The 23,511-nt window shown below is 63.4% G+C and carries 15 protein-coding genes, 1 other RNA gene and 2 pseudogenes; 11 read left to right on the forward strand and 7 right to left on the reverse strand.

The window, feature by feature from the left end:
* Nucleotides 1-19 precede the first annotated feature (19 nt).
* The 8 genes and pseudogenes from FFY45_RS02040 (at nucleotide 20) to tkt (ending at nucleotide 10,432) form a co-directional block, all read left to right on the forward strand.
* Nucleotides 20-982, forward strand: a complete 963-nt coding sequence (locus tag FFY45_RS02040) for a DUF58 domain-containing protein (RefSeq protein WP_176339188.1) — start codon at nucleotides 20-22, stop codon at nucleotides 980-982.
* A gap of 2 nt (nucleotides 983-984) precedes the next feature.
* Nucleotides 985-1,446 carry a DUF4381 domain-containing protein gene (locus FFY45_RS02045; protein ID WP_176339189.1) on the forward strand — a complete coding sequence of 154 codons (462 nt, stop codon included), beginning with the start codon at nucleotides 985-987 and terminating at the stop codon, nucleotides 1,444-1,446.
* A complete protein-coding gene (locus FFY45_RS02050; protein WP_074058172.1) occupies nucleotides 1,443-2,450 on the forward strand; it encodes a vWA domain-containing protein in 1,008 nt (335 codons plus the stop codon). The genes FFY45_RS02045 and FFY45_RS02050 overlap by 4 nt, the downstream gene beginning before the upstream one ends.
* Nucleotides 2,447-4,285, forward strand: a complete 1,839-nt coding sequence (locus FFY45_RS02055; RefSeq protein WP_176339190.1) for a tetratricopeptide repeat protein — start codon at nucleotides 2,447-2,449, stop codon at nucleotides 4,283-4,285. Before FFY45_RS02050 ends, FFY45_RS02055 begins: the two co-directional genes overlap by 4 nt.
* Complete coding sequence (locus FFY45_RS02060) at nucleotides 4,282-6,048, forward strand: BatD family protein (RefSeq protein ID WP_176339191.1); 1,767 nt, start codon at nucleotides 4,282-4,284, stop codon at nucleotides 6,046-6,048. Before FFY45_RS02055 ends, FFY45_RS02060 begins: the two co-directional genes overlap by 4 nt.
* Before the next feature lie 368 nt (nucleotides 6,049-6,416).
* Nucleotides 6,417-6,616 (forward strand): annotated as a pseudogene (locus FFY45_RS22425) (hypothetical protein); the annotation flags it as partial.
* A gap of 248 nt (nucleotides 6,617-6,864) precedes the next feature.
* On the forward strand, nucleotides 6,865-8,145 hold the full coding sequence (locus tag FFY45_RS02065; protein WP_176339192.1) for a dicarboxylate/amino acid:cation symporter: 1,281 nt from the start codon (nucleotides 6,865-6,867) through the stop codon (nucleotides 8,143-8,145).
* A gap of 286 nt (nucleotides 8,146-8,431) precedes the next feature.
* Nucleotides 8,432-10,432 carry a transketolase gene (tkt, locus tag FFY45_RS02070; RefSeq protein WP_176339194.1) on the forward strand — a complete coding sequence of 667 codons (2,001 nt, stop codon included), beginning with the start codon at nucleotides 8,432-8,434 and terminating at the stop codon, nucleotides 10,430-10,432.
* 107 nt (nucleotides 10,433-10,539) lie between these two features.
* Here the strand turns inward: tkt and FFY45_RS02075 are convergent.
* Nucleotides 10,540-10,704: pseudogene (locus tag FFY45_RS02075) on the reverse strand (alpha/beta hydrolase); the annotation flags it as partial.
* 210 nt (nucleotides 10,705-10,914) lie between these two features.
* On the opposite strand from FFY45_RS02075, the gene fhuE reads away from it, so the two are divergent.
* Nucleotides 10,915-13,104, forward strand: a complete 2,190-nt coding sequence (gene fhuE, locus FFY45_RS02080; protein WP_176339198.1) for a ferric-rhodotorulic acid/ferric-coprogen receptor FhuE — start codon at nucleotides 10,915-10,917, stop codon at nucleotides 13,102-13,104.
* Nucleotides 13,105-13,243: 139 nt separating this feature from the next.
* Here fhuE and FFY45_RS02085 read toward each other — a convergent pair whose 3' ends face one another.
* Nucleotides 13,244-14,221 carry a LysR family transcriptional regulator gene (locus FFY45_RS02085; protein WP_176339200.1) on the reverse strand — a complete coding sequence of 326 codons (978 nt, stop codon included), beginning with the start codon at nucleotides 14,219-14,221 and terminating at the stop codon, nucleotides 13,244-13,246.
* A 159-nt stretch (nucleotides 14,222-14,380) separates the two neighbouring features.
* Here FFY45_RS02085 and FFY45_RS02090 point away from each other — a divergent pair, with 159 nt between their 5' ends.
* Complete coding sequence (locus tag FFY45_RS02090; protein WP_176339202.1) at nucleotides 14,381-15,142, forward strand: SDR family NAD(P)-dependent oxidoreductase; 762 nt, start codon at nucleotides 14,381-14,383, stop codon at nucleotides 15,140-15,142.
* A 60-nt stretch (nucleotides 15,143-15,202) separates the two neighbouring features.
* Nucleotides 15,203-15,279, forward strand: a non-coding RNA gene (locus FFY45_RS02095) — sX9 sRNA.
* A 30-nt stretch (nucleotides 15,280-15,309) separates the two neighbouring features.
* On the opposite strand, the gene FFY45_RS02100 is transcribed toward FFY45_RS02095, so the two are convergent.
* From FFY45_RS02100 to FFY45_RS02120, 5 genes are all read right to left on the reverse strand, one after another.
* Nucleotides 15,310-16,026, reverse strand: a complete 717-nt coding sequence (locus FFY45_RS02100; RefSeq protein WP_176339204.1) for a M23 family metallopeptidase — start codon at nucleotides 16,024-16,026, stop codon at nucleotides 15,310-15,312.
* 2 nt (nucleotides 16,027-16,028) lie between these two features.
* Nucleotides 16,029-16,952 (reverse strand): L,D-transpeptidase family protein, encoded by a 924-nt coding sequence (locus FFY45_RS02105; protein ID WP_176339301.1) that lies wholly within the window; start codon nucleotides 16,950-16,952, stop codon nucleotides 16,029-16,031.
* Between the two features lie 370 nt (nucleotides 16,953-17,322).
* Nucleotides 17,323-20,037 carry a TonB-dependent receptor gene (locus FFY45_RS02110; RefSeq protein WP_176339207.1) on the reverse strand — a complete coding sequence of 905 codons (2,715 nt, stop codon included), beginning with the start codon at nucleotides 20,035-20,037 and terminating at the stop codon, nucleotides 17,323-17,325.
* 131 nt (nucleotides 20,038-20,168) lie between these two features.
* Complete coding sequence (locus tag FFY45_RS02115; protein WP_176339209.1) at nucleotides 20,169-21,344, reverse strand: phosphatidylinositol-specific phospholipase C1-like protein; 1,176 nt, start codon at nucleotides 21,342-21,344, stop codon at nucleotides 20,169-20,171.
* Between the two features lie 140 nt (nucleotides 21,345-21,484).
* Nucleotides 21,485-23,443 carry an acetyl-CoA hydrolase/transferase C-terminal domain-containing protein gene (locus tag FFY45_RS02120; RefSeq protein WP_176339211.1) on the reverse strand — a complete coding sequence of 653 codons (1,959 nt, stop codon included), beginning with the start codon at nucleotides 23,441-23,443 and terminating at the stop codon, nucleotides 21,485-21,487.
* Nucleotides 23,444-23,511: the final 68 nt, after the last annotated feature.

Raw genomic sequence — 23,511 nt, forward strand, 5'->3', positions numbered from 1 at the left:
GGTAGCGTGTCGCTGAGGTATGCCGCCCTCTCGCCAGAATCCGATGTCTTCGATGCCGTCTCCGCCCTCTGCAATTGTTCCGTCGTCCGTCGCCGGCGATGGTCTGCGCCCGACGCTTGCGGAGTTGATCGCGCTGCGCGGCACCGTGACCCATCGCGGTCAGCCAGGCCGTGGCCGGCATGGCTTGGTGGGGCCGGTGCCGGCGGCAACGCGCGGGCGTGGGATGGAATACGCCGAATCGCGCGAGTATGTCGCCGGCGACGATGCGCGGCATATTGACTGGCGCGTCACCGCACGCACCGGGCGAGCGCATACCAAACTCTTCCAGGCCGAGCGCGAACGCTTGAGTCTGATCGTGGCCGACACCGCGCCATCGCTCTTCTTCGGCACGCGGGTGCGCTACAAATCGGTGCAGGCGGCGCGTGCGGGGGCCGTTGCGGCGTGGTTGGCGCAGCGGCAGGGCGACCGCATTGCCGCACTGCGTGGCACCTCCAGTGAAGCACCGATCGCGCCGCGTTCGGGCCAGCGCGGCGTGCTGCCGGTACTGGACGCATTGGCGCGCTGGTACGCGCAGCCGCCGTCGGGCGATGCCGGGCTGGATGTTGCGTTGGATCATGCTACACGCTTGCTGCGCCCCGGTGCGCGGCTGACCGTGTTGGCCGATGCACGTAGCGCCAGCAAGATCTCCGAGGCGCGCTGGTCGGGCTTGGCATTGCATCACGAGGTCGTGGTGATCGTGCTGGTCGACCCGTTGGAACTAGCACCACCTGCACGTGCACTCACCTTCGATGTGCGTGGCGAGCGCATTGCGATCGATCTCTCCACGCAGGCCGGACGCGCGCGCTGGCAGGCCGAATTCGTCGCGCCGCTGGAGCAACTGACGTCTGTATTGCAGGCACGCGGTGTGCGCTTGCATCGCCTGTCCACCGACGATGCCAGCGATGCCTGGTTGGGCGGCAGTAACGCCGTGCGGGGTCGATGACAATGGCGCCGCAATCGCTCCCGCTACGCGATGTCCATCTGCCGCCGTCGCCGTCGTGGTGGCCGTTGGCGATGGGGTGGTGGTTGGTACTCGCCGCAGTGGTGCTGGTGTTCGGTGCCGCATGGTTCTGGTGGTGGCGTCGTCGCCGGCAGCAGCGCCGTTGGTTGGCGGCATTCGATGCCGAACTACAGAGCGCAACAACTCCCGCGCAGCGATTGGCGATGCTGTCGGTGTTGTTGCGGCGTGCGGCGCGCAGCGTCGATGCGCAGGCCGATCGGTTGCAGGGCGAGGCGTGGTTGCAGTTTCTGGATGGCCGCAAAAGCAAGACCCATGCGTTTTCGCAAGGGCCGGGCCGCGCGGTGCTTGAGGGCGGATTTCAACGCGCGCCAGCGGTGGCAGATCTGGATGCCGTGCAGACACTGGCGCGACAGCGTTTTCTGAGTCTGATGCGGGGCCAGCGATGAACTGGCTGCAGTGGTCGCAATGGCAGGACGCGCTCGCGCACTGCGCGTGGCCGTGGGCATGGTGGTTGATGCCGCTGCCGTTACTGATGTGGTTCTGGCCGCAACGGCGTGCCGACGCGGCTGCGCTGCGCGTGCCCTACGCCGATCAATTGCATGCGGTTGCACAGGCGCAACGTGTGCCGGCATTGCGGATGCCGCGCTGGTTGGCATGGTTGGGCTGGTTCTTGCTGTGTGCGGCGCTTGCGCGTCCGCAACAGCTGGGCGAGGTGATCCAGCCGCCGCGCGAGGCGCGACAGATGATGCTGGCGGTGGATCTGTCCGGCAGCATGAGCGAGCCGGATATGGTGCTTGGCGGCAGCGTGGTCGATCGCCTGACGGCGGCCAAGGCGGTGTTGTCGGACTTTCTGGATCGCCGCGAAGGTGATCGTGTCGGCTTGTTGGTGTTCGGCCAACGCGCCTATGCGCTGACGCCGTTGACCGCGGATCTGACCTCCGTGCGCGACCAGCTAGCCGACAGTGTGGTGGGCTTGGCCGGGCGCGAAACCGCGATTGGCGATGCGATTGCATTGTCGGTCAAACGGCTGCGCGAGCAGAAACAGGGGCAGCGTGTGGTAGTGCTGCTCACCGATGGCGTCAACACGGCCGGCGTGCTCAACCCATTGAAAGCCGCCGAACTTGCCAAGGCCGAAGGCGTGCGCGTGCATACCATCGCGTTCGGTGGCAGCGGTGGGTATTCGTTGTTCGGCGTGCCGATTCCGGCCGGTGGCAATGACGATATCGATGAAGCCGGGTTGCGCAAGATCGCCGAACAGACCGGCGGGCGTTTCTTCCGCGCACGCGACACCGAGGAACTGGCCGGCATCTATGCCGAACTGGATCGGCTGGAACCGGTGAAGGCAATGGGGCCGTCGGTGCAACCGCGCGTGGAGCGCTATTACTGGCCGTTGGGCGCTGCCATCGTGATTGCGCTGCTGGCTTACGTGCTGCCGCGGAGATGGCGATGAACGCGCTGACCGAGCTGACAGCGGCATTGCAGTCGTTGCATCTGCTGCGCCCGACCTTGCTATGGGCGCTGCTGGCCATCGTGCCGGCAGCGCTGCTCTGGCACCTGCGCCGACGCGATGCGGAGGTATGGCGGCACAGTGTGGATGCGCATCTGTTGCCCAAGTTACTGGTCTCCGGTGGTCAGCGCGGATGGCTCGGCTTCGTGCTGGCTGCGTTGACGTATGCGCTTGCGGTGGTGGCAATGACCGGGCCGAGTTGGCGGCAGGTCGAGCGGCCGGTGTATCACTCCAGCATGCCGCTGGTGGTAGCGCTGGATCTGTCGTCCAGCATCAATGCCAACGATTTGCCGCCATCGCGCTTGCTGCAGGCGCGCGCGAAACTGGCCACGCTGTTACGCAAGCGCGCCGGTGGCGAAGTCGCGCTGCTGGTCTATGCAGGCGAAACCTTCACCGTTGCACCGCTCACTGAAGACACGGCCAATGTGGCGTTGTTTCTGGACGCGTTGTCGCCATCGGTGATGCCGGTGGATGGCAAGCGCGCCGATGCGGCGATCGATGCGGCCACGCAGTTGCTGGTGCAGGCGGGCTTCAAGCAAGGCGACATTCTGTTGGTCAGCGATAGTGCGGATCGTGGGGCCGGCAGTTCTGCACGGCTGGCGCATTCGCGTGGATTCAGCGTATCTGCGCTCGGTGTGGGTAGCGAGCGCGGCGCTGCCTATCGCACAAGTACCGGCGAAATCGCACAGGCGAAGCTGGACGAAGGCAGCCTGCGCGATCTGGCCGGGCAGGGCGGTGGGCGGTATGCGCGCATTGCAGCGGATGATTCGGATTTGCGTGCGCTGGGGGTGCTCGATCCTACGCAGCAGCCCTTGGCCGATGAAGCGGCCGAGTCCAATGGCGGCAAGACCTGGCTGGACGAGGGCTACTGGCTACTGCTGCCGGTGATGCTGTTGGCGCTGCTGGCGTTCCGACGTCGTGCGGTTGTGGCGGTACTCGCGTTGGTGTGTGTGTTGCCGTTGGCTCAGCCCGCGCACGCAGCAGAGAGTACGTTGTGGCAACGCGCCGATCAGGTGCAACAGCAACGTCTGGATGCAGGCGTGCAGGCGTATCGCAAAGGCGATTTCGCTGCGGCACAGAAAGCGTTTGAAGATGTGCCCACCGATGAGGGCCTGTACAACCTTGGCAACGCGCTGGCCCGGCAGGGGCAGTACGACGAAGCGATTGCGGCGTACGACCGTGCGCTGAAGCAACACCCCGACCAGCAGGACGCCATCGCCAATCGTGCGGCGGTGGATGCGGCGCGCAAGCGTCAACAGCAGAACAACAAGGACGGCAAGGGCCAGTCCAAAGACCAGAAGCAAGCCGGTCAGAACAAGCCCGGCCAAAATCAGTCCGGGCAGAACAAACAAGACAACCAAAACGCTGGCCAGGATGGGCAGGGCAAGCAGGACGCCCAAGGCAAACAGGACAGCAAGGATCAGCCCTCTCCGGCGCAGACGCCGCAGGATGGAAAGTCGCAAGACCAGCAATCCAAGAGCGGGCAAGGCGAGCAGAGCAAGCAGGACGCGCCGCCGCAATCGGCCGATGCGCGGGCGCAGCAGCAGGCCGATGCCGCGCAGCGGCAAAAGATGCAGCAGGCGATGGCGCAGGCCGGCGACAAGAGCGCCGATGCAAACGGCAAGCAGGAAGCCGCAGCCGTCAGCGAGACGCCGGAACAGCGCGAGCAACGGCAGGCGGTGGATGCCTGGTTGCGGCGCGTTCCGGACGATCCGGGCAGCTTGCTGCGCACCAAATTCAGGCTGGAACACGAACGCAGGCAACGGGACGGACGATGATCGGCACACACCACTTACGCCGCGCGGCGATCGCGATGCTGGCCAGCATGGTGATGCTCGCTTCCGCACCCGTCGGTGCGGTGACGCGCGCCTGGCTGGACCGCGACAGTGCCAATGCCGGCGACGTGGTGATGTTGAATATCGAAACCGATCAACGCGGCGTCGATCCGGATTACACGCCGTTGCGCAACGATTTCGCACTGGGTGCCAAGAGCGCCAATCAACAGATGCAGGTGACCAATGGATCGGTCACGGTGCGTGCGTTGTTCGGCGTGGTGTTGACGCCGCGCAGGAGCGGCGAGCTGATCGTGCCGGCGATACGCGTCGGCAACGAGCGCACCGAGCCGCTGCGGTTGCAGGTGGTTGGGGCTGCAAACAATGCGGGCACCGGCAGCACCGGAAGCACCAGCAGCGCTGGTGGCAGCGCGCAAGGCGGGCCGAGCGCGGCGCAGGGCAATGAAGACGCCTTCGTCGAAACGCAGGTGGACGACCCGCAGCCCTACGTGCAGCAAAGCGTGGGCGTGGTGGTGCGCTTGTACTTCGCTACGCAGCTGGCCTCCGGCGAGCTGGATCTGGAAGCGCCCGATGGCGCCTCGTTGCAGCGCATTGGCGATGACGTCAGTTCGGTCAAGCTGGTCAACAATCATCAATACAACGTGGTGGAGCGGCGCTATTTGCTGGTGCCCGAGCGCAGTGGGCGCTTGCTGTTGCCGTCGGCGCGTTTCAATGGGCGTTCGGTCGGTGGTTTTTTCGATGATTATTTCGGTCGCGGTAATGGCGAGCTGACCGCGCGCAGCGCCAGCATTCCGCTGCAGGTGCGTGCGCAGCCGGCCAACGCGCCGCAGCCGTGGTTGCCGCTGCGCAGTCTGCAACTGCGTTACACCACCACGCCGCAGCGCGCGACTGCCGGCGAGGCGGCGCAGATCGTGGTGGAAGCCAGCGCACGCGGTGCCACCCAGGCGCAGTTTCCGGAATTGCCTACTCCTAGCGTGCCTGACGCGCAGGTGTTCGCCGAGCCGGCGCAGTACGAGGAACGCTTCGTGGACGGTTCGCCGCAGCTGCGGCTGACCCGGCGCTATTCGATCGTGCCCAACCGCGCCGGTCCACTGGTGGTGCCGGGTTTGCAGGTGGCGTGGTGGGATGTGGGCGCAGCGGCGGCCAAGACTGCATCGCTGCCGGATCTCACGTTGGATGTGGCTGCGGGTAGCGGCGCGTTTGCGGCGCCCGCGCCTGCGCCGGTTGCCAATCCGTCGCCGGATAACGCTGCCCCAACTCCAGCTCCCAGTACGCTGAGCCTGCAGCAACCCGCCGCTGCGCAACGGCCGTGGGGCTGGATCGGCGCGGCGATCGGTTTCGCGTTGTTGTGGGTCGCCACGCTTGCGTGGGCGTTGCTGCGGCGTCGCGGTGGTGTGCGAAGTGCGCTGGTGGCCAATGGCAGCGATACGCCTGCCTCTGGCCGGCGTGCGACACATGGTGTGGCCGAATTGCGGCGCGCGCTCGATACCGGCGGGATGGACGATGTGGCGGCGGTACTCTGCGGCATGGCCGGTGTTGCCGACATCGACAGCGTGCTGGCCGCGTTGAGCGACCCGGCTCAGCGCGCAGCAGTGGCGCAGATGCAGCGCGCGCGCTGGGGCGGCGATGGTGATGTGGCCGCCGCGCGTACAGCGTTGCGCGAGGCGTTTTCCAAAGGCCCGCGTTGGCGCCATGCAACGGCTGCGGAACCGGAGGTATTGGCGCCGCTGTATCCGCCGGCGCGTTGATCGGCTGCGCTGTATCGGCAGCGGTTGGCAGGTTCTGGATAGTTGCAAAGCCGTGTATTGCTGTGGCGCGTTGATTTCGGTTACACGTGGGTTGCTGACTGTGTTGGTGAAAGCAGAGCGCTGGGGCTGCGGTTTGGCTGCAAGGCCCTTGCCCGCCCACCATCGCGGGACACGCCGCAAGTACGTCCGTGTAGGCTCTTATCCCGCGTAAGGTCCCGCGACGGTGGGCGGGCAAGGACCAGTCGAGATGGTCGGTGTGTATGGTTAAAAGCAATGCATGGCGTGCTTCTGACTCGATAGCTCACCTGTAGTTCTGCTACCCGCACCAGCAAGCCGCAACTCGCGAGACCACCAGCATTTACTCAGCTACCGACCAACTCTCTGGTGCGGTGTCCTCGCCGATTGCGGGACCGTGTGGCGGCATGGATGCCGCCACCGAGCCTACATGGACGTACTTGCGGCGTGTCCCGCGAGCGGCGAGGGCACCGCGCCCTCGACCAACCAGGCTTTTGATCTAAAGCTAAAAGGCATCGTGCCCTCGACCAACCAGGCTTTTGGCTGCATCTAGCAACGGCAAGACTCGAAATTTTTGCCGCTTCAAGCTAATCAGGCGATGTGGATGTGCCAATTGCAGATCGATTAGGGCAGCAGACTGGTTGCAGGACTCTCGCCCGCTCCCGCGCCAACGCCTGCATCACCTGACGTCGAGAGGGACACCTACCCTCGGGCAGGCGCGCAGCGGCACGTCGGGTAGGTGGCCGCATCGATGGCGTTTGTTAAGCTCCGGCCTTTGTGTCCAGATCAAGGCCCGACCAGATGACTGCATCCCCTGCCGCACGCCGCCCCGGCCTGCCCCTGCATTGGAAGATGGGCATCGGCTTCGCCGTCGGCCTGGTGTTGGGTCTGGCGGTCTATTACCTGGCCGGCAGCGATGTCGACTGGGTGCGCACGGTGACCAAGTACATCACCACCCCGTTTTCGCAGATTTTCCTTAATCTGATCTTCATGCTGATCGTGCCGCTGTTGTTTTCGGCTTTGGTGATGGGCATTTCCGAAATGGGCGACATCCGCGCGCTGGGGCGCGTGGGTTGGCGCACCTTGGGTTACACCATCGCGCTGTCCGGTGTGGCGGTGTTGCTGGGCCTGGTGTTGGTGAATGTGCTCAAGCCTGGGGCTGGCGTGGATCCGCAACTGGCCAATCAGTTGATCCAGGAAAACGCCGAGCGCACCCGCGAGATCATTTCCAGCTCCGGCACCCAGCCGCAGGGCATGGACATGCTGTTGTCGATCGTGCCCAGCAACGTGATCGCTGCGGCGTCCAGCAATGGCGCGATTTTGTCGCTGATGTTTTTTGCGGTGATGTTCGGCGTGGGCATGGTGCTGACTGCCGATGAAAAAGTCGCCACGCTCAAGCGCGGTATCGAGGGTATCTTCGAAATATCGATGACCTTGATCGGGCTGGTGATCCGGCTGGCGCCGTATGCGGTGGCGTGTTTCATGTTCAATCTGGCCGCGCTGTTCGGCTTCGATCTGTTGATCCGCCTGGGCGCTTATGTGGGCGTGGTGGTGTTGGCGCTGGGTCTGCACATGGTGGTGAGTTACGGGCTGGCGGTGAAGTTTGCCGGGCACTCGCCGATCCGGTTTTTCAAGCAGACCCAGGAGGCCACGATGATGGCGTTCTCCACTGCGTCCAGTAATGCGACCTTGCCGACCGCGCTGCGCGTGGCCGACGAGATGGGCCTGCCGCCGCGGGTGTCGCGCTTTGTGCTGACCGTGGGCGCCACCGCCAACCAGAACGGCACCGCGCTGTTCGAGGGCGTGACGGTGATCTTCCTGGCGCAGTTCTTCAATGTGGACCTGAGCATCGGCCAGCAGTTCATGGTGATGGTGGTCTGCATCCTGGGCGGCATCGGCACCGCGGGTGTGCCGTCCGGGTCGCTGCCAGTGGTGGCGTTGATCTGCGCGATGGTCGGGGTCAACCCGGTCGGCATCGGCATGATCCTGGGCGTCAATCACTTCCTGGATATGTGCCGCACGGCGTTGAATGTGACCGGCGATCTGGCGTTGACGACCTTGGTGGCCAAGGGCGAGGAGTAGGGGTTCGGGATTCGGGATTGGGGATTCGTCGGAGCGGGCTGTTGCGACGGTCATACTCCACGTCAGGTCTTGCGGTGTTGCGGCGGCGTCTGGGCCGCCGGTTGCACCGTTGCCCAGCGGACGAGGCTGCCAAGGCTCCGGCTCCGGCCTTCGCCAATCCCGAATCCCGATTCCCGATTCCCGATTTCCCAATCCCGCCTCCTCAATCCCGGCTCCCTAACGCGCTCTGTGGGAGAATAAGCGGCTCCGCTTTCAGCGGTGTTCCCCTCCGCTTCCATAGACGCCCATGACCCAGCCCACCCGCCGCCAGCTGGCCAACGCCATCCGTTTTCTTGCCGCAGATGCGGTCGAAGCCGCCAAATCCGGCCATCCCGGCATGCCGATGGGCATGGCCGATATCGCCGAAGTGCTGTGGAACGATTTCTTCCGGCACAACCCGAACAACCCGCAGTGGTTCAACCGCGACCGCTTCGTGCTGTCCAACGGTCACGGGTCGATGCTGCAGTACGCGCTGCTGCACCTGTCCGGCTACGACCTGCCGATCGAGCAGCTCAAGCAGTTCCGTCAGCTGCACAGCAAGACCGCCGGCCACCCCGAGCGCAGCGAAACCCCCGGCATCGAGACCACCACTGGTCCGCTCGGTCAGGGCTTCGCCAATGCGGTCGGGTTTGCGCTGGCTGAGAAGTTGCTGGCGCAGCGTTACAACCGCCCGGAGCTGGAAATCGTCGACCACCGCACCTGGGTGTTCATGGGCGATGGCTGCATGATGGAAGGCATCTCGCACGAAGCCGCCTCGCTGGCTGGCACCTGGGGTCTGGGCAAGCTGGTTGCGTTCTGGGACAACAACCACATCTCCATCGACGGCAACACCGATGGCTGGTTCAGCGACAACACGCCGGCACGTTTCGAGGCCTATGGCTGGCATGTGGTCCGCGATGTGGACGGACATGACGCCGAGAAGATCAAGGCCGCCATCGAGACCGCGCTGGAGAACACCGACAAGCCCACGCTGATCTGCTGCCGCACCAAGATCGGCTTCGGCGCACCCAGCAAGGCCGGCAAGGAATCCTCGCACGGCGCACCGCTGGGCAAGGAAGAATTGGAAGGCGCGCGCAAGGCGCTGGAGTGGCCGTACGGCCCGTTCGAAATTCCCGAAGAGATCTACGCCGGCTGGCGCGCAGGCGGCACCGGCACACTGCGTCAGGCCGAGTGGGAGCAGCTGTTCGACAAGTACGGCAAGCAGTATTCGGCCGAAGCTGCCGAACTGACCCGTCGCTCGCACGCCGAGCTGCCGGCCGACTTCATCGCCCAGGCCGATGCCTACATCGCCAAGGCGCAGCAGGATGGCCAGACCATCGCCTCGCGCAAGGCCTCGCAGCTGGCGATCGAAGCGTTCGCGCCGCTGTTGCCGGAACTGATCGGTGGCTCTGCCGATCTGGCGCATTCCAACCTGACCTTGTGGAAGGCCAGCAAGTCGGTGGCCACCGACGACCCGGATGCCAACTACGTGTATTACGGCGTGCGCGAGTTCGGCATGACCGCCATTGCCAACGGCCTGGCGCTGCATGGCGGCTTTATTCCCTTCGACGCCACCTTCTTGGTGTTCAGCGACTACGCGCGCAACGGCGTGCGCATGAGCGCGCTGAATCCGGCGCATGCCATCCACGTGTACACGCACGACTCGATCGGCCTGGGCGAAGACGGCCCTACCCATCAGCCGGTGGAGCACCTGGCTTCTCTGCGCTACATCCCCAACAACGATGTGTGGCGCCCGGGCGATGCGGTGGAATCGGCGGTGAGCTGGAAGGCCGCCATTACTCGCAAGGACGGCCCGAGCTGCCTGGTGTTCAGTCGCCAGAATCTGCAGCACCAGCCGCGCAGCGACGCGCAGATCAAGCTGATCGAACGCGGTGGCTACGTGCTGGCCGATGCCGAAGGCGGCGTGCCGGACGTGATCCTGATCGCGACCGGTTCGGAAGTCGGCCTGGCGGTGGAAGCCAAGCAGACCCTGGATGCGGCCGGCCTGAAGACACGCGTGGTGTCGATGCCGTCCACCGATGTGTTTGATCGCCAGGACGCGGCCTATCGCGAGTCGGTATTGCCGAATGCGGTGCGCAAGCGCGTGGCGGTTGAAGCGGGCGTGACCGGCTTCTGGCGCAAGTATGTGGGCCTGGATGGCGATGTGGTTGGCATCGACACCTTCGGTGCCTCGGCGCCGGCGGATCAGCTGTATGCGTACTTCAAGATCACGGCCGAGCATGTGGTTACGGCAGCCAAGGCGCTGTAAGGCCTCGCGTGTTGCGCTGAAGAAAAAAGCCGGCGAAAGCCGGCTTTTTTGTTGGGCCTCATCAGCGATGCGCGATGCGTCGTCGTGCAACGGAGGCATTGCGCGTGTCAGTGCGCGTCGTTGGCCAGCGCCGATGCGCGGATCGTGGTCAGCACCTTTAACTGAGCGTCCATCATCGGCGGGTTGGGATCGTGCCCGGTGCGGGGCAGCAGCAGAAATTCCTTGCTGGGGGCAGAAAGACCATCGAAATAGGCCTTGCTGATCTCCGCTGGACCAGATCCTGCGAAACGCGCTCCCATCCAGGTAGCGCTCGCTTATGTCAAGCAAATGCTAAAAAAATGTCAACCCAGCTATTTAAAATGTGAATCATTCCCATTAAAATGACGTGCTGCCGCTGGTACGGCACACCGCTTCCTCCCCCTTGTTGCCGGCGCGGCGTCTTCGCAGCGCGTGGTCTGATTCCGTCTGCGTTGGAGTTCCCGATGATCCGTAGTACCGAGTTGCGTCATGTTTCCATGGGCGCGCGTCGCCATGCCCTGCCGCGCGCGCTGTTCGCTGCGCTGTGCACGCTGGCCGCCGGCCAGGCCCTGGCCGAAGCGCCCGTTGCCGCCGCCGATGCCGAGGTCACCACGCTGGACCGGATGATTGTGCAGGGCGAGCAGGCCAAGGGCTATACGGTGGAGAAGACCACCGCCGGCACGCGCATGAATCTGTCGCTGCGCGAGATTCCGCAGTCGGTCACCGTGATCACCCGTGACCGCATGGACGACCAGAACCTGCAGAGCATCACCGACGTGCTCAACAACGTCACCGGCGTGTCATCGGCGCCCAGCGACAGCGAGCGCGTGGAGTTCTTCGCACGCGGGTTCTATATCGACAATTACCAGTTCGACGGTATTCCGGCCTACATGGATCAGGCCTGGAGCTACGGCGATTCTTCTCTGGACGTGGCACTGTACGACCGCGTCGAGGTGGTGCGCGGCGCAACCGGCTTGCTGACTGGCTCGGGCAATCCGTCGGCCTCGATCAACTTGGTGCGCAAGCATGCGCTCAGCCGCGACTTCACCGGCACGGTGTCGGTGGGTGGTGGCGATTTCAACAAGACCCGCAACGTGGTCGATGTCACCGTGCCGCTGACGCCCAGCGGCAACGTGCGCGCGCGCGTGATCGGCGTGTATCAGGACGGGGAGTCGGATATGGACCGCTACAGCATGCGCAAGAAGATTGGCTCGGCGATCATCGATGCCGACCTCACCGACAGCACCTTGCTGAGCGTGGGCTACGAGTACCAGAAAAAGGAATCGGACGATGTCACCTGGGGCGGCTTCCCGCTGGTTTATAGCGATGGCACGCGTACCAACTTCCCAATTTCGTTCAATCCGGCGACTGACTGGACCTATTGGGACACACGCATGGAGCGTGCATTCGCCAGTCTGGAGCATGCATTCGAGAATGGCTGGAACTTCAAGGCCAACGTGAGCCACGAAGAGACCGCAGCGAATAACACGCTGTTCTATCCGTTCTACACGATCTATGGCTTCGACCGTCAAACCGGCGGTGGCGTAATACCGTATTCCGGCCACTACGAAACCAAGCGCAAGGTCGACGGTGCCGACACCTATGTGGACGGCCCGTTCCAGGCGTTCGGACGCGAACACCAGTTCATGGGCGGCCTGAGCTACAACCGTCGCGAATACCTAAATGTTGGCCGGTCAAATTTCCCGGTCGCTTCGTTTGATCCGCTTGTGTACGAAACCATTCCCGACTATCGCGCCTGGAACGGCAATTATGCGCAGCCCGATTGGAGCACCGCAGACGTCTTCCCAAGCGGCGGCACCATCACCCAGAAGGCTGGCTACGCGGCGGTGCGTCTGTCGCTTGCCGATCCGCTGACCTTGATTGCCGGTGCGCGCTATACGGACTGGCAAAGCGAAGGCGAAGGCGCCAATCGTTCGCACAAGGTCACGGTGCCTTATGCCGGTCTGATCTACGACATTGACGACACTTGGTCCACCTACGTCAGCTACACCGAGATCTTTCAGCCGCAGAGCCTGCGTAGTCTCAACAACACGTTCCTGGATCCGATCGACGGCAAGAGCTACGAGGCTGGCGTCAAGGCAGCCTGGTTCGATGACCGGTTGAACGCATCGCTGGCTATTTTCCGCATTGAGCAAGACAACGTTGCACAGCCCACCAACATCCTGCTGCCCAATGGCGAGCAGGCGTATATCGCTGCACGTGGCACCATCAGCGAGGGCTTCGACTTCGAAGTGTCTGGCCGTCTTGCAGAAGGCTGGAACACCACCTTCGGTGCCTCGCACTACACTGCGCGCGATGCCAATGACACCTCAATCAACAAGCACCTTCCGCGAACCACCATCAAGCTGTTCAACAGCTATACCCCGCAGGGCGCATGGAGCGACCTGACCGTTGGTGGCGGCATCAATTGGCAGAACCGCATCTATTACGTCGATGCGACCTACGGCACAGTGGAGCAGGACGCCTATGCACTGGTCAGTGCGTTCGCACGCTATCGGCTATCGCCGCAGTTCTCGGTGCAGTTGAACGTGGATAATCTGTTCGACAAGCGCTATTACTCGCAGATCAACTCCGGTTACGGCGCATGGGGCGCATCGCGTAATGGAATGCTGACCTTCAACTACACGTTTTGATCGAGTACACGGCCGGGACTGCTGAATCGCCCGACGATGTTACTGCTGTACCTCACCGGCACCTTGCAAAAGGTGCCTGTTTTTTTGAGATCGGGTGTTTTTTTCAATGAAGACAACAGCGATCTGGTGGCGCGCGGGCTTACCGCAACACCGCCTCAAGATGCGGCGCCATCACTTCTGCCACCCAATCCATGAACGTGCGCACGCGTTGCGGCAGGTGGCGACGCTGCGCGTAGAGCAGCGTGACCGGCATCGGTTCGGGCGCGATGGCGGCCAGCACCTCGATCAAGGCGCCGCTATCCAGGTGTGGGCGCAACGGGCTGGCCGGTGCCTGGATGATGCCCAGGCCCGCCAATGCCGCAGCAAGATAGGCATCGCCGTTGTTGACCGTCACCGGGCCGCGCATCGGCAGCAGTTGATAGGTCTGCCCGTCGTGGTACTCGAAGCCGGGCGACCGCTGGCCCAGCGTCGTGACGTAATGCACCAGATCGTGCTGCGCCAGATCGTCCAGACAGCGCGGTGTGCCACGCCGCGTCAGGTAATCCGCGCTGGCGCAGTTGATGATGCGAAACGCGCCGAGCGGTCGCGCGACCAGGTTGGTGTCTTCGAGCGCGCCCACGCGCAACACGCAATCGAAGCCTTCGCGCACCACATCCACGCGGCGGTCGGTGCCGCTGATCTCCACTTCCAGTTGTGGATGCAGTGCCAAAAATACCGGCAAGGCGGGAATCACGAAATTGCGCGCAATGCCGGACGACATGTCCACCCGCAAGCGCCCTCGCAACTGGCTACGGTCGCGCTGAAACATGCCTTGCAACTCGTCCATGTCATCGAGCAAATCGCGGCCGCGCTGATAGAACGCGGTGCCGTCGGCAGTGAGTTGCACGCGGCGTGTAGTGCGATGCAACAGCTGGGTGCCGAGCGACGCTTCAAGCCGTTGCACGGCAGTGGAGACGCTGGCCTTGGGCAGGCCCAAGGTTTCGGCGGCGCGGGTGAAACTGCCGAGCTCGGCCACACGTAGGAATGCGCGCAACGACTCCAAGGTGTCCATCGATTGGTCGATACTTTTGAACGGTGCAATCAGCCTGAGCTGATTTATGCGGCGCGGCAAGCGCAATAGTCTTTGCAACGACGCGATACACATACCGTCGCAGGCTGGCGCACAAACACGCGCTACAACATCGCTGGCAAACACCGATGCCAAGCACCGACGCGGCTGACATCCTTACAGGCGTGTAGTCGTCCTAGGCATCATCCCTCACTCCCGGAGTACAGCATGTCGAACACCACCCCCATCACGTTGATCACCGGCGGCAGCCGTGGCCTGGGCCGCAACGCCGCGCTCGCGCTCGCTGCCGACGGCAGCGACATTGTGCTGACCTATCGCAGCGAAGCAGGCGAGGCTGCTGCAGTTGTCGCAGACATTCAAAAGCTGGGGCGTCGCGCGCATGCCTTGCAGCTGGATGTTGCCAATGTCGAGGGCTTCGCTGCATTTGCCGCTCAACTGACGGAAGTGTTGACCAGTTGGGGTCGCAGCCACTTCGATGCATTGGTCAACAACGCCGGCACCGGCTTGCATGCGCCCATTGCCGAGACCACGCCTGCGCAATTCGATGCGCTGTTCAACATCCATCTCAAAGGCCCGTATTTTCTGACCCAGACGTTGTTGCCGCTGATTGCCGATGGCGGACGCATCCTCAACGTGTCCAGCGGCCTTGCACGTTTTGCACTGCCCGGTTCGTCGGCCTACGCGATGATGAAGGGCGGGGTGGAAGTGTTCACCCGCTATCTGGCCAAAGAGCTGGGCGCGCGGGGCATCCGTGCCAACACGCTGGCGCCGGGTGCGATCGAAACCGACTTCAATGGCGGCAGCGTGCGTGACAACGCGCAGGTCAACGCGATGATTTCCTCGGTCACTGCATTAGGTCGCCCTGGGCTGCCGGACGATATCGGACCGGTGGTGGCTGCATTGCTGGCGCCGGGCACCGGTTGGATCAATGCGCAGCGCATCGAGGTGTCTGGTGGGATGTTGATTTAGAGCGGCTAACAAACCTACTGCGCAGCCGCCAGGCGGGCGCGGTCGGTGCTCGGAATCCTCATGTACCGCTCGTACACTCCGGTTCTGAGCGCGCCGCCCGCACCCACCTGACGACCGCTCGCTACGTTTTGTTAGCCGCTCTTTGTGTACGCCACCGCATCAGTGCATCACTGCAGTGTCTGATCGCCATGCAAGACGGGATACGGATTCACGACTTCGCCCTTCCACCATTCTTTTTCCGGCCCGAGGCGATGGATCTCGAAATGCAGATGCGGTGCCGCAGGATCTGCGTTACCGGTGCTGCCCACATAGCCAATGATCTGGCCGCGCTTGATCGGCTGTTTTTCCGCCAGACCATCGGCGTAGCGCTCCAGATGCGCGTAGTAGTAGCAATACGTGCCACTCGGGTCGAACTGATACAGCGTCAGGCCGCCGCGTTCGCTGTTGAAGAGCTTCTCGACCGTGCCGTCTGCCACTGCGAGGACCGCTGTTCCGGTCGGTGCGAGGATGTCGATGGCATCGTGCACGCGGCCTTCGCTGCGTGCGTCGGTGAAGGTGTCCTGCAGCTGGCTGCTGCTGATGCCTTGTACCGGAATCAACAAGCCAGAGCCTGAAACTGCGGCGTCAGCTGGTGGCACAGGCGTTGCTGCTGCAGGCGTATTGGCTGGCGCCGCATCGGTTGCCGGCGCAGCGGCAACGGCTGGCGGTGGCGCGGCTGCCGGAGCAGCAGATGCCGGTTCGGCAGGCGCCGCGTCGCGCTGTGTTGCCACGGGTGCAACAGTGGCCGCTGGCTCTACTGTCGCCCGCGGTGCCTCACGTTCCAGCCACCAATAGCCGGCTGCACCCAGCAGCACACCTACCACCAGCATCATCAGCAGTTTCATGCTTACTCCTGCATCACCACCGGCATGGACGGGCCGACCACGCTGGCCAGATTGACCACGTCCCAGTTGGTCAGGCGCACACAGCCATGCGATTCGGTCTTGCCGACATGGCCGGGTTCCGGCGTGCCGTGCAGGCCGTAATGCGGCTTGGACAGGTCGATCCAGACGCGGCCCACAGGATTGTTCGGACCCGACGGCAAGGTCGCCTTTTGATCGCCCTTCTTCGCGTCCCAGAACAGCTTGGGGTTGTACTTGAACACGGGATCGCGCGCGACGCCCAGGACCTTCCAGCGGCCGATCGGCAGCGGGTCGTGCTTGCTGCCGGAAGACACCGGGAACTGCGCATAGACCTTGCCGTCGGCATCGAACAGGCGCAGCGTCGACTCGGACTTGTCGACCACCAGCTTGGCCGGCTTGGCCAGTGGCGGGACACCGTCGATGTTGGGAACCTGGATCACGCCCCCGGCCTTGCTCAGGTCCACGCCGGGGTTGAGTTGGCGTAGTAGTTCGGGGTCGGCATGAAACCGCTCGCCCAGTGCCTCATCCACCGAGGTGTAGCCGAGCGAGGGCAGCTTGGCCTGCTCGGCCGGGCCCTTGGGAATCGGCTGGAACGGTCCGGCGACATCGGCAGCGGTGAGCGTGTATTGCACCAGCGCCGGCGTGGCGTCGGCCTGCAAGGCCTGCCAGGTCGCGTCATCCAGCTCACCGGTCACCTTGATGTTGTGCGCGGCCTGAAACCCGGAGACGGCACGCTTCTGATTGGAACCGCGCTCGCCATCGATCTGCCCCGGCGAAAAATGCGCGCGATCCAGCAGGACTTGTGCATGCAGATCCGAACGCGGGCCGCTCGGCACGACTTTCGCCGCTGGCGTTGCTGCAGGTGCAGGTGCAGCAGCGGGCTGCGGCGCTTGCGCCAGTGCAGACAATGAAGCGCTCAGGGCGAGAGTGAGCAGGCAGGCGCGAGCGTAGGGGCGTGAGGGCATGAGCAGGTCCGAAAGAGGCATGCGCGCACCTTGCCCGAGCTGCCTGCGTGGTCTGCGTGAAATGGCTGCACCGGGACTGACTGAGAACGCAGTATCGATGCGGGTCAGAAGTGGATACCTGCTATCTCGCCTCCGCGCAGCTGCCGAGTCGACGCGTCAGCCGGCTGCTCATGCGTCTATCCGGGCGGTGGAGGGAGTCGTGCACCGCGCAATAATCGATCGCCTGTATGTCAGTCAGGCGATCGATTGAATCAGCGCAAACCTGGTCTTTGCAGCTGCAGACATCGCGCCGCATCTGTCTGCAGGTCTGCCGTCAGTAGGTATAGCCCAACGTCAGCATGTACACCCGGCCGGTCTGTACATACGCACCATCGGCGCCGGGATCGTAGGCCATGTAGCGTTTGGATTTGCCCTGCGTTTCGTAGAACGTTGCCGCATTGAGCAGGTTCTTGGCCGACACACCCACATCGATATGGTGCGGCAAATGGTAGGTGGCATTGAAGTCCAACGACTTCACCGGTTGCAGGTAGTAGTTGAGCCGGTCGCTGGTCAAGCCCAGCAATTGCAGGCCGGTGTAGTTGTAGCTCAGGTCGGTGCGCAGATGCGTATCGTCGTAAAACAGATCCAGGTTGTAGATGCGCTCCGGTGCGCGCGGCAACCAGGTCTTTTCCGGTTGATCGCTGCGTTTGCTGTCTGCTTCGCTGTGTTGCAGCGTGAGGTTGGCGGTGACGCCGAAATTGCTCCAGATGCCCGGCAGGTCCTGCAGGCGCTTGCTCGCCGCCAATTCCAGGCCATAGAGCTTGGCGGTGCCACCGTTCTGCGGCATCGTCACCGGCACGCCGTTTTCGAACGTGGTGCCGGTCGGTACCAGGCCGCCCAGCGTGTTGTCGTTGCTGGTCGCCGATTGCGAGGTGTAGATGAAGCCGGTGATGCGTTTGTAATAGGTCGATGCACTGAGTACGCCGCCGTTGTGGTCGTAGAACTCGGCGGAGAGATCGGCGTTGTCGGCCTTGCTCGGATGCAGATCGGGATTGGGCTTGGAGATGCCGACCACCTGCTGGGTGTCGTCGATGGTGTACACCGTCTCGCCGGAAATCAGGCCGAACGCCGGGCGGCTGAAACTGCGGCGCAATGAAGCGCGGTACACGTTGAGATCGTCTGGCCGATAGTTGACGCTGATGCCCGGCAACACTTGCCCATACGTGCTGCCGGTGCCGACAAAACTGCCGGTGCTGCCATCGCCGCTGGATTGCCAGGATTGGGCCGAGTAGCGCGTCAACTCGTAGCGCACACCGGGCAGAACGCTCACCGAGCCGATATGCAGCGCGGCCATTGCGTAACCGGAATAGATCGCCTCGGTGCTGGAGGTGGTGTTGGCGTTGTAGTCGTTGGCGGTGTAGACGCCCGCGCCGTTGGGATCGTTGACGTACTTGTAAGGCAGCGCCTGCGCGAGCATCCAGTTGCGGTCCAATAGCTTGAACGGGCCTGTGTAACGGCCATCGAACGCGCTATTGGTGACACGTCCCGGGATCGCGCTCAGCGGTGGGCCGCCGGCAGTGGGAAACGCGTAATTCGGCCCGCCAAAATAAGGCCCATTGGTGACGAAGTTGCCGTCCTTGTGGAAGAACGGATGATCATAGGCGCCGCGGTCGGAGTGATCGGCAGACAGGCCGACTTTGACGCTGTCCAGTACATCGCCATCGACCTGATAGGTGATATCGGTATGTGCGTTGACGCGGTTGTCGTGACTGCCGGCGTCATGCCCCTGCACCTTCCACAGCAGCGACGAATCCAGGTTGTAGAAAAAGTCTTTCAATGCAGGCGAGCTTGGCGCGATGCTCGGATAGCGCGGGTTGCTGAGGTCGAAGGCGAAGCTACCGGGCGTAAAACCATACAGACTGGCTGACACATAGTCCGGACGGCTGCGGGTGCCGCGACCGACTGAAGCGCCATAGTCGAAGCGCAAGCGATCCAGCGTGGTCTGGCCACCGAGTTGCAGCGTCGCCAGCTTCTCGTCGATATCGTGCGTGTTGACGTAGCCGCCGCGCACGGCGGTTGGCTGGTTGCGATAGGTCTCCAGGCGCGCGCTGGACTGATCCTGCTGCCCGGTCACGCCGTAGCTGCCGTAGATGGCACGCGCATAGAGTGCGCTGTTGTCGCCCTGCCAATCGAGCGAGAGATTGCCGCCATAGCGTTCGATCTGACTGGTGTAGAGGCTGTACTTGTAGCGGGTGCTGATCAACGGACCGACATCGCGCAGGTCCGTTGCACTGGCGAATGCAGGATCGGCCGGCACGTACTTACTGTTGGGCGCCGGCGCTTGTGCCATGTTGTTGTTCTTGCCGTAATAGGCCGATGCGTAGAGGCCGAAGGCATGGCCGTCGCCAAACTTCCAGGCCAGCTCCTGCTGGAAGGTGCCGCCGGTGTCCTTGCCGCCCAGGTCAGAGGCCAGCGCGTTGAACTGACCTTGCGCGGTGGTCTTGGCATAGACATCGCGATCGAAGTCGAAGGCATTGGGCGTGCGCATGTCGATCGCACCGCCGATCGAGTCGCCCGGCATGTCGGGTGTGGGCGACTTGGAAACCTGCACCGATTGGATGCCGAACGGCGCCAGCATGTTCAACGAGATGGCGCGCGTGGACGAATCGGTCTCGGGCATGCCGAAGCCGTTGAGGGTGTAGGCGTTGTAGCTGGCATCCATGCCGCGGATGCTGACGTAGGCGTTCTCGCCAGTGGTGGCCTGGCCCAGATGCATGTCGCTGTACGCGGAAAGGCCCGGCATGTGCGACACGACATCGGCGATGCCGCCCGACGGGATGGCATCGATCTGCTGCTTGCTCATCACACTGTTGACGCTGCTGGACAGGCGCTGTTCGTTGAGCGATCCCGGTGTTGCAGCGTGCTTGGCCTGCACGTTGACCGAATCCAATGTGGTGGTAGCGGGCTCGGGAGTCTCGGCAAACGCAGGTGCCGACAGCGCCAGCGCAATGGCGCAGGTCAGGCGATGGAAGGTGCGGGGGTGCTGCATGCAGTTGGCTCGCGTAGCTGGAGAACGTGGGGTGCCCGATAACGCGGGCGCAGGCGTGCATCGCCGACGCCTTCCATTGCGACAGGTCTGGGTGTTTTGCGTGGGTGGTGCGATTGCGGACGTGACCCCACTCAATGCGTGAGGTCGACACCCTTGCAATGCGCGTGCGGAAGCTGCGGATTGCAACGTGCGACCGCATCGCCATCGAAGCGCACCACGTAACCGTTGCTGGCCGGCTCGTGTGCGGGGAAGTCGGTGCTGAGCAATTGCGCACCACTGGCCAGCATGCTGTTGCGGCGCGTAGTGTCGTTGTGCAGCGCTTCTTTCAGGTCTGCGTCGGTCCGCGTGCGTACCAGATAGCCTGCTTTCACCAGCTGTTTGATCTTCTCGACGGGGCCATCGTTGAGTTCAGTAAACGCGGCATCGTCTTCGCCCGGCACGGCGTTGGTGAAGCAAACGCGGCCGCGCAATGACGGATGCCCGGGCAGGTAACTGGCACCGGCCGCGCGCTGGTCGAGCAGGAACACGACCTTGCCGCGTGCTTCGTGCAAGGATGGCCAGCCATGCGCGAGCACAGCGGCGTTGAGCGTAGCTGCCGTGCCACGGACTTGGTCGGGGCTGAGGTACTCGCCGGGCTGAAATACCGAGCGCAGTTCGGCATCCAAGGCATCCAGCGCTGCGGTATCAAACGGCTCCGGCTGCACGGTCGGAAAGCTTAGCTTCAACGCTGCCTGTTTGGTTTCCAGCAGGATGAAGATCGGCACATGCTTGGGGTGCTGCTTGGACCACGCGCGCACTTCCTGTAGACAGGCGATCAACGGCTGGCAGTTGCTGCGCTGATCCACATCCTGCACATGCATGACCTTGAAGCCCGGCTTGTCCATCACGCCGGCTGGTGCGCTTGGCGGTGCTGGTGGCAAGCCGGCCTTGGCGATCTGCGCGACGATCGCCGGGTGCGCGTAGCGGCCGCCGTTCGCGTCGGCAAACACATCCAGTTCTAGCTGTCTGACGCCATCGTCCAACTGTTGCGTCAGCGCTGGATGGCGATAATCCAGTGCTGCGAACAATTCCGGATTCAGTTGTTTCAGCAGTGCCGCTTCACTGGGGGCGAAGCCGGCGTGGTAGCTGTTGTGGCTACCGATGTACTGCAGATCGGTGAGGCGAGGTGCGGCGTGTGAAGTGACGCTGGCCATCATCAACACGCCGCAAAATGCAGCATGTCTCGAATTGCTTCGCTTGGCGCGCGATGGCTTCGCTTTGCTGTCATCGCCTGGATTCAAAGCCGAAAAAGCGTGTAGAAAGCGCATGCACCGAAGCCGGAAAGAAGGTGGTCGCCATCATCCCGGCCAAATTTGACGCAACGCTTTCCGCAGTGTTGCCGTCGTGGGTCACAATGCGATAAACGCGCCATGACATCGTTTCTCGGCACATCCCGGCAAAGCCGCTCTCAGTGCGATCTGGTCTTGCGCAAGGCGTATGCCAGCAGCCGTGCCTGCACGCGCTCACCGATGCCGCGTGGCGTGTCCAATGCCATGCGTTGCAAGCAGGCAGCGTCGTCTGCATCGCTCGCATCGCGTGACAGCAGTGCGCGCCACACCGTCGTCAGTTTCGCGCTGTTGCTGGCAGTGGCGCGTTTGAGCCAGGTCAGGGCGCGTAGCACGCGTTGCTCGACCTCGGTGAAGTCGCTGCCGAGTGGGTAGTCCGGCAGGCTGCCGTCGCGGCGAAATGGCGCCAATGCCTGTTCCAGCGCTTGCGGTGTATTGCGTTGTGCGCGGGCAGGCAGTACAGGGTCGCTACGCAGCTTGCGCGATGTCTTTGCTGTGGCAAGCAATGCATCCTGAAAGCGCGCATCGCAGATGCCCGCCATCGCCAGCACGCAGTCCTGATCGGTCTGGTGACGCAGATCGGCGATGCCGTACTCGGTGATGTACAGATCGCGCAGATGGCGCGGGATGGTGGTGTGCCCATAATTCCAGCGCACATTGCTCGCTGCATGTGCTCCGGCATCGCGGGTGGCCCGCAGCATCAGCGCGCTGCGGGCCTGCGGCAAGGCATGCGCCATTGCCACGAAGTTGTATTGACCACCGACACCGGAGACCACGCGCCCATCGTCCAGCCCATCGGACACCGCTGCACCGAGCGCGGTGGCCATCATGCAGGAGTTGAAGAAGCGTGCCTGATGGCGTTGCAAGCGCTCCAATGTTTCGTTGCCGCCGTAGAGCTGGTTGATCTCGCTGATGCGGCGCATGCCGATGGCATCGCGGGTCTCCGCATCCAGATCGCGCAGCCATTGGTAGAAGTCCGGCGAACCAAGATAGAACGCGCCATGCAGAAACTCGCCTTCGCGTGCCAGCTGCGCGTGATCGGCTGCATCGGCACTGCCGTCGGCGATGCGCTGCATCAGCGGCAGATCGTCGTGCACCTTGCGGCGGATCACGCCGCAGTCCACCAGCTGCTTGAAGCCCTCATTGAGCATTTCGCTGCAACCGTACAGGCCGATCTCGAAGGGCTCCAGACCACCGCTGGCGTGCACCGCAGGATGCTGTTCCAGCTCCGGATCCAATGCATGCAGCACGCGCCGATAGGTCGCATTGTCGGTCTGTCGCAGCACCAGCGCATGGCTCAGCGCATCAGCCAACGTGCCGATGCCGATCTGCAAGGTGCCGCCATCGCGCACCAGCGTGCTGGCATACAAACCGATCGCGTAGTCGATGGTGTTTACCGGTTGCCGCGGCAAGCCGAACAGGCGCGGCGACGGGCCGGGCAGGTCGATGACTAGATCGAAGAACGCCTCGTCCACCGCTGCAGTGCCGCCGATCCACGGCAGTTGCGTATCCACTTCCGCCACCAACAGCGGACGTGGCAGGCCGAGCGCCTGCACCGCATCGAGTGTGTCCTGGGTGATGTCGTTGTTGCACGACAGCGACAGCCGCATACCGCCCGGTTCGCGCGCCACCTTCTGCACGATCAGGTTGGGCGCGCGTTGCGCCACCGCCGCAGCGGCGTGCGTGTAGTTCAGACTCGTGTAGTCGGCCTGCGCCTGCGTGGAGTGCAGCAGGCCGCCGGACTGCATGTAGAACTCTTCCACCTGCACATGCGCCGGCAATGCGTCGCGCAGCATGTCGTCGACATACGCCAAGCGCGGAAAGTCGTCACCGAAATGACGTGCAACGAACGGCGCCGCAAAGCGCGCCTCCAGCCCCGCACCGGGCTTGGGCGGATTGAGCGACAGCGCCGTGTACAGCGCCAGCGGTCGTGACGGCGTGTCCTTGAGCTGCGCATACAAGGCGTTCAACAGCCGATGCGGCTTGCCGATGCCAAGCGGCGCACCGACGCGCAAGGGGCCTTCGATATCTTGCAGGATCCGCTGCACGGCGGAGGGCAGGTCAGTGAGATGTTCGGTCATCCGTGCAGGGTAGCCGAGCCGATGGCGAGCCGGTTGCTTGGGCAGTTGGCGTTGCGGTTGGTCGCTGC

This window comes from Xanthomonas hortorum (genome assembly GCF_011305375.1).
GTDB classification, from domain to species: Bacteria; Pseudomonadota; Gammaproteobacteria; order Xanthomonadales; family Xanthomonadaceae; genus Xanthomonas; species Xanthomonas hortorum_E.

Bases quoted from the DNA above. Each gene is read 5' to 3' on its own strand.
- FFY45_RS02090 (WP_176339202.1), top strand. From the start codon at position 14,381: ATGTCGAACACCACCCCCATCACGTTGATCACCGGCGGCAGCCGTGGC.
- FFY45_RS02060 (WP_176339191.1), top strand. From the start codon at position 4,282: ATGATCGGCACACACCACTTACGCCGCGCGGCGATCGCGATGCTGGCC.
- FFY45_RS02115 (WP_176339209.1), bottom strand. From the start codon at position 21,344: ATGCGCTTTCTACACGCTTTTTCGGCTTTGAATCCAGGCGATGACAGC.
- FFY45_RS02040 (WP_176339188.1), top strand. From the start codon at position 20: ATGCCGCCCTCTCGCCAGAATCCGATGTCTTCGATGCCGTCTCCGCCC.
- FFY45_RS02120 (WP_176339211.1), bottom strand. From the start codon at position 23,443: ATGACCGAACATCTCACTGACCTGCCCTCCGCCGTGCAGCGGATCCTG.
- FFY45_RS02110 (WP_176339207.1), bottom strand. From the start codon at position 20,037: ATGCAGCACCCCCGCACCTTCCATCGCCTGACCTGCGCCATTGCGCTG.
- FFY45_RS02045 (WP_176339189.1), top strand. From the start codon at position 985: ATGGCGCCGCAATCGCTCCCGCTACGCGATGTCCATCTGCCGCCGTCG.
- tkt (WP_176339194.1), top strand. From the start codon at position 8,432: ATGACCCAGCCCACCCGCCGCCAGCTGGCCAACGCCATCCGTTTTCTT.
- FFY45_RS02050 (WP_074058172.1), top strand. From the start codon at position 1,443: ATGAACTGGCTGCAGTGGTCGCAATGGCAGGACGCGCTCGCGCACTGC.
- FFY45_RS02065 (WP_176339192.1), top strand. From the start codon at position 6,865: ATGACTGCATCCCCTGCCGCACGCCGCCCCGGCCTGCCCCTGCATTGG.
- FFY45_RS02055 (WP_176339190.1), top strand. From the start codon at position 2,447: ATGAACGCGCTGACCGAGCTGACAGCGGCATTGCAGTCGTTGCATCTG.
- FFY45_RS02100 (WP_176339204.1), bottom strand. From the start codon at position 16,026: ATGAAACTGCTGATGATGCTGGTGGTAGGTGTGCTGCTGGGTGCAGCC.
- fhuE (WP_176339198.1), top strand. From the start codon at position 10,915: ATGATCCGTAGTACCGAGTTGCGTCATGTTTCCATGGGCGCGCGTCGC.